This is a genomic window from Dokdonia pacifica (assembly GCF_900188275.1).
Lineage (GTDB): Bacteria > Bacteroidota > Bacteroidia > Flavobacteriales > Flavobacteriaceae > Dokdonia > Dokdonia pacifica.
The window spans coordinates 1,039,185-1,052,981 of the sequence record NZ_FZNY01000001.1 but is presented as its reverse complement, the minus strand read 5'-3'; the positions used below and the strand labels follow the sequence as shown (position 1 = coordinate 1,052,981).

The following is a 13,797-nucleotide window of genomic DNA, read 5'->3' as shown; positions in this document are numbered from 1 at the left end:
GATTACTGGATATTTATTTTGAGTATCCAAGTATCTTTTAAGTCTTGATCTTTTCTCATTTTCTTTAAAACTTCATATAGTAGTACTGGATCTTCACTATTTCCTATAGAAACATAGTAGAAGTTGTTTTCTGGACGTTGAAAGATAGTAGATTGTATGTTTTTGTTTTTTAGTTTTTCGGCCCAATTTTCGGCATTTGTTTTTGAAGAAAAAACATTAGAGATCATGTAATAACCCCTTAAAACATTGGGGACATTCGTTGGTTTTTTGTCAATAATTTCTACTAATGCATCATCAATAGGAGTGACTGTTTCTTTAGGAAGTTCTTGAGATTCTTTTGGTTGTTCTTGGGCAATAGATACTTCCTCTTTTTCTTCGGCTATTTCTATGATAGGTTCTTCTGCTTCAGGTGTAGATACTTCAACGATGGGCTCTTCTTCTGTAAGCACGGGTGTCGTTTCTACTTCAGATTTATTAAGAGTGGTTTGAAAAGCGGCAAAATAGATATAATACCTATCTGAACGTGTTTTGAATTGTAATTTAAAACCAGAAGTGCTCGTTGCGATACTGGTATTTACTTCATTAGGAATGGCAATTCTAGCAATATCAAAACCTAGGGTGTTTTTGCTATTTGGGTTGCGATCTGTATAATAGGTGTTGTCTATTGTAATGCTACTATTAAAAAAATTGTCAGAAGCTCTCACACCGTTATCCAAGGTTACAAATTTTTGTTCTTCGGGATAGTAGATGGCCATTTGGTCTTTTTTAAGAGTACTATCACCTTCAAGAGCACTTACTGTGACAACAGTTTTTGTTTCTGTTTTTTCAGGAGCTTTAAAGTTTCCAAAATTAATTTCTACACCTTTTTTACTAATGTGATTAAAGCCATTATAAGTAGTGATATACTGTAACGGATCTTGTTCATTTTCATAAACAACATATAACATCCATCCCGCCGAACTTCCTCCGGAAATATATCCTTGTGTAGCTGCGATATTAGCAACACTGTAGGTGCCATTAACAGTTTGATTGCTTTTTATAAGATCCGTAATATCTTTATAGCAAGTATAAGGTCTACTAGAAGTAACACCTCTTACAGAACCTTGTTTTCCATCATAAATTAAGTTACCTCTTATTGGAGTGTAAGCTGCACCAGGAATTTTTAATTGTATTTCCTGAATATCACTAGTAGGCTCTCCATTTGCTTTATAGACATAACGATTTCCTTTTACAGCCTTCGTTCCTTTTTCTGTAGGATAAGTAGCTGCCCAGTAGAGTGCAGCATATTTTATAGAAGCACTATTAGGAATAACAAGATTAGCACTACTAGAGTTATATGTAGATACGTCATTGTCTATATCTACATATTTCATCTTCGTTTCATCATTAAACTCATCGGTAGCATCTATAGCTTTACTTTTATGCTTACTTAAATTATTATTACCTATAACTTGGGTATTTCCATGAATATAAAATTCATTAATTCTCGTAAACGCTTTACTATTTTGTGCGGTTAATGAAGTGACAAAAAGTAAAGACGATAAAGCAAAAAAAAGACGCATAAATATTAGGGGCTATAGTTAGTTGAGCGGTGCTTTATGGAAATGCACGCCAACCTCTAAGGTAGCAAATCTTCTAAACATTTCCATAACACCACAATATGTGCTCTCAGAAAGGTCTACAGCTTTTTGAATTTTTGCTTCATCAAGATCATCTCCATAAAAGTGATAATCTAACCAAACTTTATGATAATATTTTGGGTGTTCTTCGGTGAGTTCTCCTTTTACTTCCATTTTAAATTCAGGAACCGCAACACGCATTTTATTTAAGACAAAAACAATATCAAGACCTGTGCATCCAGCTAATGAAGACAGCATAAGAGCTTTAGGCCCCATCCCGTCATTGTTACCTCCATTTTCTGGAGAGGTGTCTATGAGTGTTTTGTAACCAGTAGGGCTATCGGTTTCAAATTGCATTTCTTTTTTATAGATGGTAGTTACTGTGTGTGATGCCATTATTTTTTTGATTTTTTTTAAAGAATTGAAGGTACAAAAATGATAGGGAAATGCCTATCTTGCTTTCGCGAAAAAAAATAGATATGTATTATAAATACTGTGTAAAAATACTGCTTTTATGATATATAAAAAGTCTTAAAAACGAGCTATATTTAGCTATACGCTTTCGCGAAAGCAAAAAAATAAAAAAATAACACTTGTGAGGTAGAATTCATTTTTACGACCACAACAAATAAAAAAACTATGCCATTAGTAACACCATTGAATGCAGCACATGATGAAACAACCAGAGAACTTGCTGAATTCTTTAATGAGACGTTAGGGTTTTGTCCTAATTCTGTACTTACGATGCAACGTCGTCCAGATATTTCTCGTGCATTTATAAACCTTAATAAAGCTGTAATGGCTAATCATGGTAATGTTACCTCTGCCTTAAAGCGTATGATTGCTTGGGTTTCTAGTAATGCAACAGGATGTCGTTACTGTCAAGCTCATGCTATACGAGCAGCAGAGCGTTATGGAGCAGAACAAGAGCAACTAGATAATATATGGGAGTATAGAACACACGCTGCCTTTTCTGATGCAGAAAGAGCAGCTCTAGATTTCTCATTAGCTGCGAGTCAAGTACCTAATGCGGTAGATGATAAGATTAAAGAAGAGTTATATAAATATTGGGATGAGGGTGAAATTGTAGAAATGCTAGGCGTTATCTCTTTATTTGGATATTTAAATCGCTGGAATGACTCTATGGGAACAACATTAGAAGGAGATGCTATTGAAAGCGGAAATCAATATCTAGGAAAACACGGCTTTGAAGTAGGAAAACACGTTTAAGTAAAACGCAATAGATACTTAAAAAGTAATACTTATTTTATGCAAGGAAGATGAGCTTTGACAGTTCATCTTCTTTGCATTTTTAATTTATAGATGTGATTAAAAACGGAGTGTTATTTGTAGCTAATTGTTCGTTTATAGAAGTTTATGACTTTAATAAATAGTAAAAAACCTTAATGATGCTACGGTAAAAACGTAATTTTTTCTTATGTTTGGTGCATAATTCTTACTTTGTATAGCATAAAATTCTTTGAAAAGCATATTTATCGGCTAAAAAACACATATTTGTTAAAAAGCAGATACGGTTTGTTTTTAAATAAAAAAAAGACCCATTAACTCTATATTTACGTAAGATTTTTTGAAACTAAAATTATATGTAAAATGAAAAAACAAATCCTACTTTTAAGTGTATTTGCAACTGCTTTTTTTGCTTCATGTAGTGATGAAGAAATAATTACAAGCAATGATACTACTACAGATTTTGAGGTAGCTATTGAGCAAATAGATTTTGACCCAGCAACGGCAGAGCCTAACCGCAGCTTTAATACTACTACAGATGGTCTCTACCACGGAATTATTGTAACATTAGATACAGACATTCACGGTAAAATTTGGGTAAACATTAATAATGACGGTCATTATAATGCTACGGTTGTTACCAATGAAGGAGATAAGTTTAGATTTTCAGGAATACCAACCAGTCGTGACAATACAAAGTTTTCTTTTACAGGAGATAGAGGTTCTTTTGACTATGATGTCTCTAATATTGATAAGCCTGTAGCTTTAAATGTAAATATAGATTCAAAACAAGGACATATTGCCTCTGTAAAAGACAGAGCAGGGCAACGTGCGGCAGCAATATTAGGTTCATTTGAAACAAATGATGATCCAGCTAACGTTATCTCTGGAACTTGGGATTTAATTACCGATGGTAGTACAAATTCAGATGCGTTTGATTTCCCTAATCTAACAGAAGTTGTTATTACAGTTACAAATAATGGGAATGTATATTCAGATACAGATTTTGAAACATTTGATTACCCTTGTTTCTTCCTTCCATCAGGTCCTATCACTCCAGTATTTTTACATGAAGACCCTATGACAACGCCAAATGGTCGTAATGAGTTTTGGGCACAAGATCAATCATTTCTATTAGGGAATGCAACCTTAAACTATTGGTTAGGACAAAGTAGTGGATTGGTAGATATTAATGGGGTTAGCTTTGCAGATCACGGATTCCATAATAATAATTTTGCAGATCCACCAACTTCAGTATGTACAGCAATAGACGGACAAAAAGGAATCTGGACTTGGAATGGTCGTACAGGTACCTCTAGTTTTGATGATCCATTTGATGTTCCTATGAGAGCTTCAGAAAATGCAAATTATGAAGCATTTAAAGAAATGCTTAGAGCAAACAATTAGAAATAAAATAGTCTAAAAATATAGCACCTCTATAACAGCAATGTTATGGAGGTTTTTTTATAGCATATTAATTTAGTAAGAAAAAACGCTGAGGCTATATGGATTTATGTGTTATAATCGCATTTGTTTTAAATAATATCGAAAAATATATGAATTATGTATAAGTCAATGTGTAATGGTTACATTTAGCTTTAACTCTAACATTTATTCTTTGAAGTATGAAAAAACTAATTTTAGGGGCTTTTGCAATAGCCATATGTTTTTCTTGTAGTAATGATGAAATACCTTCAGAAACGATAACTGTAAATTTTGATATTACGACAGAAACTATAATTGCTCAACAGGCATCTACAGCGATAAGTGGAGAGTATAAAGGAGCAATTAATCCCATTACGACACTACCAGAAGCCAGATTTAATACGAATGCTAAAGGAATGTATCATGGGATTATTGTTTCATCAGATACTGAAATACATGGTAAAATATGGATAAACCTTGAAAACGATGGAAAGTATAATGCGATTGTTGTTACAAATACTGATGATAAATTCTCCTTTTTTGCCAATATGGGAAGAGCATCATCTAAAAACTCTTTTTCTGCAATAACATTTGTTGGAGAAAGAGGATCTTTTGTCTATGATGTTTCAGACTATAACAACCCAATTGCTACAGATGTTGTAATAGACGAAAAAGAAGGATATATTCAGACAGTTAAAGATCGAAGTGACCAAAGAGCCGATGTTGCTCTAGGTACTTATGTAGATACTGGTGATGCTACATTTGCTGGCACATGGGATTTAATGACTGACGGTACCTTAGATCCTATTATTGGATTACCTGTCCTGACACAAACGTGTACAGTAGGACCTACGGGAGCTATGTTTACAGATATGACGATGGAACCTTTTGATTGGAGTTGTTTTGTAGGTTCTGTTCAGACATTTACGCCCATCTTTGCCAGATTTGGAGACCCAAATAATCCGCTATCTGGAAATGAATTTTGGGCTCAAGGCCAAACACTTGCTATTGGAGATACAAATGCTTCTTACTCTATAGGTGTAAGCACCATGGTAAGTGATGCTAACGGAGAAACAGTAGGTCTTTTTAATGTTGATCTTACGGGCGCAAATCCAGCAATTGGTTGTTATGTTTCTTTTGGAGTACAAGGCGTCTGGGAATGGAACGGTCGTTCAGGGACTATTTCATTTGATGATGATGCATTTACACCACCCCCTACAAGATCTATAGCAGCAATACAAGATTTTAAAAAGGTTTTACTAGACAATAAATAAAAACACTCTTTGGTGTTAAAATAGTATTTCTTAACTACTACAAAACCTCTTCGAATTCAAATTCAAAGAGGTTTTGTTTTTTAAAAGAAGATACCGCTATTTGTTATTAGTATTCTTAACTACATTCGGTATATTATTTCTCCTTCAAATTCCGTAAATTCGCTCCCTTATTTAAAAGCATATAAAATGAGCGCTAAGTTCACTGAATATAAAGGATTAAACCTTCCTCAAGTAGCCGATGAGGTTCTTGCCTTTTGGAAAGAAAATAACGTTTTTGAAAAGAGTGTCACCACTCGTGAAGGCGCAACCCCTTATGTCTTTTTTGAAGGACCACCTTCTGCCAATGGATTGCCAGGAGTACACCACGTACTGGCACGTGCGATCAAAGATATCTTTCCAAGGTATAAAACCATGAAAGGTTTTCAAGTAAAACGTAAGGCAGGATGGGATACACACGGTCTTCCCGTAGAGCTAGGAGTAGAGAAAGAACTTGGAATTACCAAAGAAGATATTGGTAAAAAAATTACTGTCGAAGAGTATAATGAAGCTTGTAAAAAAGCTGTGATGCGTTATACAGATATCTGGAATGATCTTACGGAAAAGATGGGATACTGGGTAGATATGACAGATCCATATATCACTTATAAGTCTAAATATATGGAAACTGTTTGGTGGCTACTCAAGCAGATTTATTCTAAAGACCTATTATATAAAGGATATACCATACAACCCTATTCTCCAAAAGCTGGAACAGGGTTGAGCTCGCATGAACTTAATCAACCTGGATGTTATAGAGATGTTACAGATACTACGGTTGTTGCGCAATTTAAAATAACGGCACAAGGAGAAAATCCGTTAGCAAAAGAACTGTCTGATGGGCAAACCTATTTCCTAGCTTGGACAACAACTCCTTGGACATTACCATCTAATACAGCACTTACGGTAGGTAAGAAGATAGAATATGTACTTATAGAGACGTATAATCAATATACATTTGAGCCTGTTAAAGTAATTCTAGCAAAAGCACTCGTAGGGAAGCAGTTTACAGGAAAATATTATGAAGTTGGAGGTGATACCGCTTTCGCGAAAGCGGACTTAGAAACGTATAATGCAGGCGATAAAAAAATACCATACACCGTAACTCGCCAATTTAAAGGAGCTGATCTTTTAGAATTACGTTATGAACAACTATTTGATTTTGTACAACCTCATGATAATCCTCAAGATGCCTTTAGAGTTATTGCAGGAGATTTTGTAACGACCGAAGATGGTACAGGTATTGTGCATACAGCACCTACTTTTGGAGCAGATGATGCTATGGTAGCAAAACAAGCATCTCCAGAAGTGCCGCCATTATTAATTAAAGATGAGAATGATAATTTAGTTCCCTTAGTAGATCTTCAAGGAAGATTCCGTCCTGAAATGAAGGAATTTGGAAATAAGTATATCAAAAATGAATATTATACCGATGGGGAAGCTCCAGAAAAATCTATGGATGTTGAGTTAGCTATCCGTTTGAAGGAAGAAAACAAAGCGTTTAAAGTAGAAAAATATGTCCACAGTTATCCACACTGTTGGCGTACAGACAAACCTGTTTTATATTACCCATTAGACTCTTGGTTTATCAAAGTAACCGATTTTAAAGATCGTATGCACGAGCTTAATCTTGGTGTTAATTGGAAACCTAAGGCTACAGGAGAAGGTCGTTTTGGAAATTGGCTTGCCAATGCCAATGATTGGAATTTATCTCGTAGTCGTTTTTGGGGAATTCCATTACCTATTTGGCGTACCGAAGATGGTAAAGAAGAGGTGGTTATTGGATCTATAAAAGAACTCCAAGAAGCCATTCAAAAAGCAATAACTGCTGGTGTGATGGATAGCGATCCTTTTGAAGGATTTGTGTCTGATGATATGAGTGAAGAAAATTATGAACTCGTTGATCTTCATAAAAATGTAGTAGATCGTATTGTATTAGTATCTCCATCTGGACAAACAATGAAGCGTGAAAGTGATTTGATTGATGTTTGGTTTGATTCTGGATCTATGCCGTATGCACAATGGCACTACCCATTTGAAAATAAAGAGTTGGTAGAAGATACATGGCGTAAAGCAGATTTTATTGCAGAAGGGGTAGATCAAACCAGAGGGTGGTTCTATACATTACATGCCATTGCAACAATGATTTTTGATGATGTTGCCTATAAAAATGTCGTATCTAATGGATTGGTACTTGATAAAAATGGACAGAAAATGTCTAAGCGTCTTGGTAATGCTGTAGATCCATTTGAGACACTTGCCACATATGGACCAGATGCTACACGTTGGTACATGATCAGTAATGCAAACCCATGGGATAATTTAAAGTTTAATTTAGCAGGAATAGAAGAGGTAAAACGTAAGTTCTTTGGAACTCTATATAATACGTATGGTTTCTTTGCTTTATATGCAAACCTTGATAATTTTACCTATGCAGAGGCAGAAACACCTTTTGCAGAACGCCCAGAAATAGATCGCTGGATTCTTTCTGAATTACATACCCTTATAGGGAAAGTAGACAAGTTCTATGCTGAATATGAGCCAACAAAAGCGACCAGAGCTATAGATACGTTTGTACAAGAGAATCTATCAAATTGGTTTGTGCGATTAAGCCGTAGAAGATTCTGGAAAGGATCATATGGTACAGACAAAATAAGTGCTTATCAAACCCTTTATACGTGCCTTGTTGAGGTAGCGAAACTAGCAGCGCCTGTAGCTCCATTTTTTATGGAGAGACTTTATAAAGATTTGAATGCCATTACTGGAAAAGAAAAATTTGATAGTATACATCTGTCACATTTTCCAAAAAGTGATACTAATTATATAGATAGCACGTTAGAGCACAAGATGGAAAAGGCACAAACAGCCAGTTCATTAGTATTATCACTTCGTGCAAAAGAGAAAATTAAGGTTCGTCAGCCGTTACAACGTATTATGATTCCAGTATTATCAGATACTGATAAAGAAGAAATATTAGCGGTAGCAGATCTTATAAAATCGGAGGTAAATGTTAAAGAAGTTGAGCTTATAAGTGACGATTCTGGTATTTTAGTTAAACAAATTAAGCCTAATTTTAAAGTTTTAGGACCTCGATTTGGAAAAGATATGAAGCTGATAGCTAGTGCTATACAAGGTTTTGGGGCTGATGAAATTGCAAAAATTGAACGTGATGGTAAAATTGAGATAGAAATTAATGGAAAAATGACTACATTAGAATCGGGTGATGTAGAAATTTCTTCTCAAGATATAGATGGCTGGTTAGTAGCAAGTCAGAATGGAATGACCGTAGCACTAGACATTACAATCACAGAAGAACTTCGTAAAGAAGGTGTGGCACGAGAATTGGTGAATCGTATTCAGAATTTACGTAAAGATTCTGGATATGAAGTGACAGATCGTATTCATATTGTTTTACAAAAAGAACCGCTTATTGAGCAAACTGTAAAAGATAATGCTGCGTATATTAAAACAGAAACACTAGCAGATTCTCTTGAAGTAGTAGAAAAAATAACAGATGGGCTTGAAATAAGCTTTGATAACATAACAACATATTTAACCATATCAAAACATTAAGTAGTATGGCAGATACAACAAAAGGACAGAGATATAGCGATGCTGAATTAGAAGATTTTCGCGTAATTATTCAAGAAAAAATAGATAAAGCACAACGTGATTTAGACTTAATTAAAAGTGCGTATCTTAATGATGGTACTAACGGTACAGATGATACTTCTCCACAATTTAAATCTTTTGAGGAAGGAAGTGCAACTATGAGTAAAGAAGCAAATAGCGCATTGGCTATTAGGCAAGAAAAGTTTATTAGAGACCTTAGAAATGCCATTACTCGTATCAATAATAAAACGTATGGTATTTGTCGTGTTACTGGAAAACTTATTAATCCTGAACGATTAAAACTAGTACCACATGCAACACTTAGTATAGAAGCTAAGAATATGCAGAGTTAAAAAAATAACAGCGTCCTAAGGGACGCTTTTTTATGAAATATTACTTCTTTTTTATAGTCATAGTTGTGTGTTCGCACAACCTATTAGGCCAGAAAAAACTGTTTAAAGAATATGATGTAGGGGACACCCATACGGTATATATTAAAAGTGATGATATTTTTCAAATTAAAGTCACTACTAGTACAACAGATAAAATAGCTATTTACACTCAGATAGAAGGAGAAACATTTGAGAGTACATTGCTTCATACAGAAATTGAAGATGGAATCTTAAAAATCACGACTGGACGCACACCAGACTATATCCCTTTTAATGATAAGTTATCAGCACACAAAATCTTATCTATTGTTTTGGAAGTGTCACTTCCTGAGGGACTCACACTTGAGGTGTATTCTACTCTAGCAAGTGTAAAAGCACAAGGAGACTATACTCAAATACAAGTTAATTTAGGAAGAGGCGGCTGTAATTTATCTAATTTCCGCTTTCGCGAAAGCGTACGTATCAATACAATATCTGGAAATATTGAGTTGGAAACAAAAAAAGCAGCCATACATGCACAATCTCGTAACGGAACTATCGTTATTCCTAAAGGGATGACTGGAGCTAAAACAATACATTTACAGAGTATTGATGGTGATATAACAGTTATAAATTCACAGTAAAAAGACGTATTTTTACCATCCTAAATATATTGTATGTCACTAAAAAAAGCTGGACTTATTGTTTTTTTAATACTTCTTGTAGATCAATGTATCAAGATTTATATAAAAACACATTTTCATTTAACGGAATCTATTAAGGTTTTTGGACTTGATTGGTTTCAAATTTATTTTGTTGAAAATGAAGGCGCGGCTTGGGGAGCGCAATTGCCTGGAGAATATGGTAAAATTGCACTTTCACTATTTCGTTTGGTTATTGCACCATTAATAGGGTATTGGTTGTATAAATCGGTAAAAGAAAATGCACCTAAGTTGCTTATCATTTCGGTGTCTTTAATATTTGCAGGGGCCGTAGGTAATATTATAGATTCACTTCTATATGGAGTGATTTTTGACGCTAGTTATGAGAATCAAGTGGCTACTTTTTTACCTGAAGGAGGTGGTTATGCAAAACCATTATATGGTAAAGTAGTAGATATGCTCTACTTTCCATTTATAAAAGACGCTACATTCCCTTCATGGATTCCTTTTATAGGAGGGAAAACCTTTACTTTTTTTAATGCTATTTTTAATATAGCAGATATGGCCATAAGTACAGGAGTAGGAATTCTTCTTGTTTTTAACAAACGAGTGTTTCCTAAAACCGATACAAAATGAAATGAATTATAAATAATAACGACCTAACGAAACCTAGTCAATCCCTATTATACTAAGAATAATTAAAAAATGTTATTAAAATGAAAAAAACTACCTACGCTTTAGCACTCTTATCTGTGGGGGTGTTATCCTATTTTATTATAAATAGAAGCGCTAATGAAACAGTAGCAGCAAACGAGACCACATTAACGGCACCTGTCGTTGAAAAAAAGGAAAAAACACCTATTGAGAAGAAGTATCAATTTGCTCAAGAACGTTTGGAATATGAATTACAATTTCAAAGAGACCCTCAAACAGGGATCATTCCAAGAGATCAAAAAGAATTGGAGTTCTTAACATCTGTAGATCAGTTACGTAATCAAGAAGGATTACGAACTTCTCAAAATGTGTATATCAATAGAGGACCTTCTAATCTTGGAGGCCGTACAAGAACACTCGCTATAGATGTAAGTGATGCCACTAGTAATACGATACTTGCAGGAGCTGTAAGTGGGGGTGTTTTTAGAACTACAGATGGTGGACAGAGTTGGACAAAAGTCTCACCAAATAGTGAAATACATAATGTAACGTCTATTGCTCAAGACCCAAGAGATGGATTTCAAAATATCTGGTACTATGCTACTGGAGAACTTATTGGAAATTCAGCATCTATTGGTGCAGGACAATTTTTAGGACAGGGAGTTTGGAGATCTGAAGATGGAGGTTTAAACTGGGAACAAATACCTGGTACTAATTCTAGCTTTGAAAACTTTGATTCTTTCTTTGATTTTAATCATGCATTGGCTGTAAGCCCAGTAAATGGAGATTTATTTATAGCAAACTTCGGAAGAATTTATAGATATGATGGGACGACGCTTACTATTGAATTACAAGAGCCAGGTAATAATGGAGGTTTTTCTGATGTAACGATAGATAGTACTGGGAGAGTATATGCTAGTTTGCGAGGTACAGCAAATAATCCAGATAATGGTGTATATACCTCTGAAACAGGAAATGGAAGTTGGGTACGCATTGCTCAAAATGGAGATCCTATGGGATGGCAACCTGGTTCAACAGGTCGTATTGTATTAAGTACGGTTCCTTCAAATGAAAACTTATTATATGCATTATTTCCTAATGTGAATAATAATGGTAATCTTCCTCAAACCTCTCCAGATTTAGTACCAGATGCAGATTTATGGCGTTATGATTTAAGTACAGATACTTGGACAGATTTTTCTTCAAAGTTACCAGATTTACCAAGTAATGATCCTAGTAACCCTGCCCAAAACCCAGAAAATTTACGAGGTGTTGATCCTTTTTCTATACAAAGTGGTTATGATATCGTAGTATCTGTAAAACCTGATGATGAAAATTTTGTCGTTATAGGTGGTAGTAGTGTTTATCGAATTGAAGATATTGAAACAGACGATGAATTTGAACTTATAGGGGGATACGATAGAGTAAGTACGTTCTTATATGATCAAAACCAACAAAATGGCGGAGGTGATGAGCACCATCCAGATATTCATGATCTTGTTTTTGACCCTAATAATGCTGATGTCTTTTTTACAGGAACAGATGGTGGTATACATAGAACAGACGATATCAATGCAGCAAGTATTGCTTGGGATAATCTTAATAATAATTACCAAACGTATCAATTTTATCATGTAGCGTTAGATCCGGAAGAAGGTTCTGATTTTGTTTTTGGTGGCGCACAAGATAATGGTACTACATTTGGAGGAACAACTGTTGGACAGCCAAATAATACGGCACACACGCGATTTTTTGGAGGTGATGGTGTATCGGTAGGTATCGGTAGAGAAGATGGGAATAATCCTTTCAGATTATACTTAGGTTCTCAAGGAGGACAGATTTTAAGGTTTAATCAAGCAGCTAACACATTTGTTGAAATTACTCCTGCAGGAGCAAACAGCAGTATTTTTGTGACTTATTTCTACTTAGACCCAGACAATACAAATGCACTTTATTATGCAGATGGTGGAACCATGTATAGAACCACAAATGCTGTAGGTGTAAATCCAAATAATTGGGATGATATGGGTAATTTACCAGGGAATCAATTCTTGAGACAGCTTGCTGCTACCAGAGGAGAATATGACCCAGCAACAAGTTATTTATTGATAGGTGGACAAAGCGGAGGTATCTTTAAGCTTAATGATCCTCAAAATGCTACTGACATATCTGAGGCAATTACGATAACACCTCCAGAAGCTTCTACAGCAGGAGGAACTATAGTTTCTGGGTTTGCAATTCACCCTACAAATCCAGACATTGTATTAGCTGTATATGGAAATTATAATATTACTAATATCTTCTTAACTACCAATGCAACGAGTAATAACCCTACTTGGGAAGTAGTAGAGCGTAATTTATCTGCACATTCAATACGTTCTGCAGCGATCACAGAGGTAAATGGTCAAGCTGGATATTATGTAGGTACTGCAAGAGGATTATTTAGTAGTCCAGATCCAAGAGAAGAAGATTGGTCTATGGAGGCTAGTGATGAAATAGGAATGGCTATTGTAAGTGGGCTTGTATACCGTCCATCTGATAATAGATTGCTTATTGGTACCCATGGAAATGGGATGTATGATACAGAAGCAACACCACTTTCTATAGATGATTTTGCTGAAAACGCTGGAGATGAGAATATACTACGTGTATTCCCTAACCCTACTAGCGATGTATTAAATTTCAGAACTACAGGTGCAACTAGTATTGCAGGATATCAAATTATAGATTATACAGGAAGAATCCTTGAAGAAGGTGATATAGATAATCTTTCTCAGGGTACAATAGATGTAAGTGCATATACTAATGGAGTCTATTTTATACGTGCTACTACTCAGAATAATGCAACAGTAACCACTCGATTTATTAAGAGATAATCTGAAGAATAAATTCAAAA

Annotated in this window: 10 protein-coding genes; 8 read left to right on the top strand and 2 right to left on the bottom strand. The window is 35.0% G+C overall.

Annotated features, from left to right (window positions below):
- Positions 1-2: 2 nt before the first annotated feature.
- On the bottom strand, positions 3-1,562 hold the full coding sequence (locus tag CHB80_RS04615) for an SPOR domain-containing protein (RefSeq protein WP_089370244.1): 1,560 nt from the start codon (positions 1,560-1,562) through the stop codon (positions 3-5).
- 18 nt (positions 1,563-1,580) lie between these two features.
- Positions 1,581-2,015, bottom strand: a complete 435-nt coding sequence (locus tag CHB80_RS04610) for an OsmC family protein (protein WP_089370243.1) — start codon at positions 2,013-2,015, stop codon at positions 1,581-1,583.
- A gap of 243 nt (positions 2,016-2,258) precedes the next feature.
- On the opposite strand from CHB80_RS04610, the gene CHB80_RS04605 reads away from it, so the two are divergent.
- The 8 genes from CHB80_RS04605 to CHB80_RS04570 all read left to right on the top strand — a co-directional run bounded on the left by CHB80_RS04605 (position 2,259) and on the right by CHB80_RS04570 (position 13,777).
- Entirely contained in the window at positions 2,259-2,849 is a 591-nt protein-coding gene (locus CHB80_RS04605; protein ID WP_089370242.1) for a carboxymuconolactone decarboxylase family protein, read from the top strand.
- A 381-nt stretch (positions 2,850-3,230) separates the two neighbouring features.
- Positions 3,231-4,274, top strand: a complete 1,044-nt coding sequence (locus CHB80_RS04600; protein WP_089370241.1) for a hypothetical protein — start codon at positions 3,231-3,233, stop codon at positions 4,272-4,274.
- A 218-nt stretch (positions 4,275-4,492) separates the two neighbouring features.
- Entirely contained in the window at positions 4,493-5,566 is a 1,074-nt protein-coding gene (locus CHB80_RS04595) for a hypothetical protein (RefSeq protein WP_089370240.1), read from the top strand.
- Between the two features lie 186 nt (positions 5,567-5,752).
- Complete coding sequence (gene ileS / locus CHB80_RS04590) at positions 5,753-9,175, top strand: isoleucine--tRNA ligase (RefSeq protein ID WP_089370239.1); 3,423 nt, start codon at positions 5,753-5,755, stop codon at positions 9,173-9,175.
- Positions 9,176-9,180: 5 nt separating this feature from the next.
- Positions 9,181-9,567 carry a TraR/DksA family transcriptional regulator gene (locus CHB80_RS04585; protein WP_089370238.1) on the top strand — a complete coding sequence of 129 codons (387 nt, stop codon included), beginning with the start codon at positions 9,181-9,183 and terminating at the stop codon, positions 9,565-9,567.
- A gap of 65 nt (positions 9,568-9,632) precedes the next feature.
- Positions 9,633-10,229 carry a DUF4097 family beta strand repeat-containing protein gene (locus CHB80_RS04580; protein ID WP_143337048.1) on the top strand — a complete coding sequence of 199 codons (597 nt, stop codon included), beginning with the start codon at positions 9,633-9,635 and terminating at the stop codon, positions 10,227-10,229.
- 33 nt (positions 10,230-10,262) lie between these two features.
- Positions 10,263-10,883, top strand: coding sequence for a lipoprotein signal peptidase (locus CHB80_RS04575; protein WP_089370236.1), 621 nt, complete (start codon positions 10,263-10,265; stop codon positions 10,881-10,883).
- A gap of 80 nt (positions 10,884-10,963) precedes the next feature.
- Positions 10,964-13,777 carry a T9SS type A sorting domain-containing protein gene (locus CHB80_RS04570; RefSeq protein WP_089370235.1) on the top strand — a complete coding sequence of 938 codons (2,814 nt, stop codon included), beginning with the start codon at positions 10,964-10,966 and terminating at the stop codon, positions 13,775-13,777.
- The last annotated feature ends 20 nt before the right edge of the window (positions 13,778-13,797 follow it).

What these genes read in the sequence shown, in the direction of transcription:
- CHB80_RS04615 (WP_089370244.1), bottom strand. Translation starts at nt 1,562, where the DNA reads ATGCGTCTTTTTTTTGCTTTATCGTCTTTACTTTTTGTCACTTCATTA.
- CHB80_RS04610 (WP_089370243.1), bottom strand. Translation starts at nt 2,015, where the DNA reads ATGGCATCACACACAGTAACTACCATCTATAAAAAAGAAATGCAATTT.
- CHB80_RS04605 (WP_089370242.1), top strand. Translation starts at nt 2,259, where the DNA reads ATGCCATTAGTAACACCATTGAATGCAGCACATGATGAAACAACCAGA.
- CHB80_RS04600 (WP_089370241.1), top strand. Translation starts at nt 3,231, where the DNA reads ATGAAAAAACAAATCCTACTTTTAAGTGTATTTGCAACTGCTTTTTTT.
- CHB80_RS04595 (WP_089370240.1), top strand. Translation starts at nt 4,493, where the DNA reads ATGAAAAAACTAATTTTAGGGGCTTTTGCAATAGCCATATGTTTTTCT.
- ileS (WP_089370239.1), top strand. Translation starts at nt 5,753, where the DNA reads ATGAGCGCTAAGTTCACTGAATATAAAGGATTAAACCTTCCTCAAGTA.
- CHB80_RS04585 (WP_089370238.1), top strand. Translation starts at nt 9,181, where the DNA reads ATGGCAGATACAACAAAAGGACAGAGATATAGCGATGCTGAATTAGAA.
- CHB80_RS04575 (WP_089370236.1), top strand. Translation starts at nt 10,263, where the DNA reads ATGTCACTAAAAAAAGCTGGACTTATTGTTTTTTTAATACTTCTTGTA.
- CHB80_RS04570 (WP_089370235.1), top strand. Translation starts at nt 10,964, where the DNA reads ATGAAAAAAACTACCTACGCTTTAGCACTCTTATCTGTGGGGGTGTTA.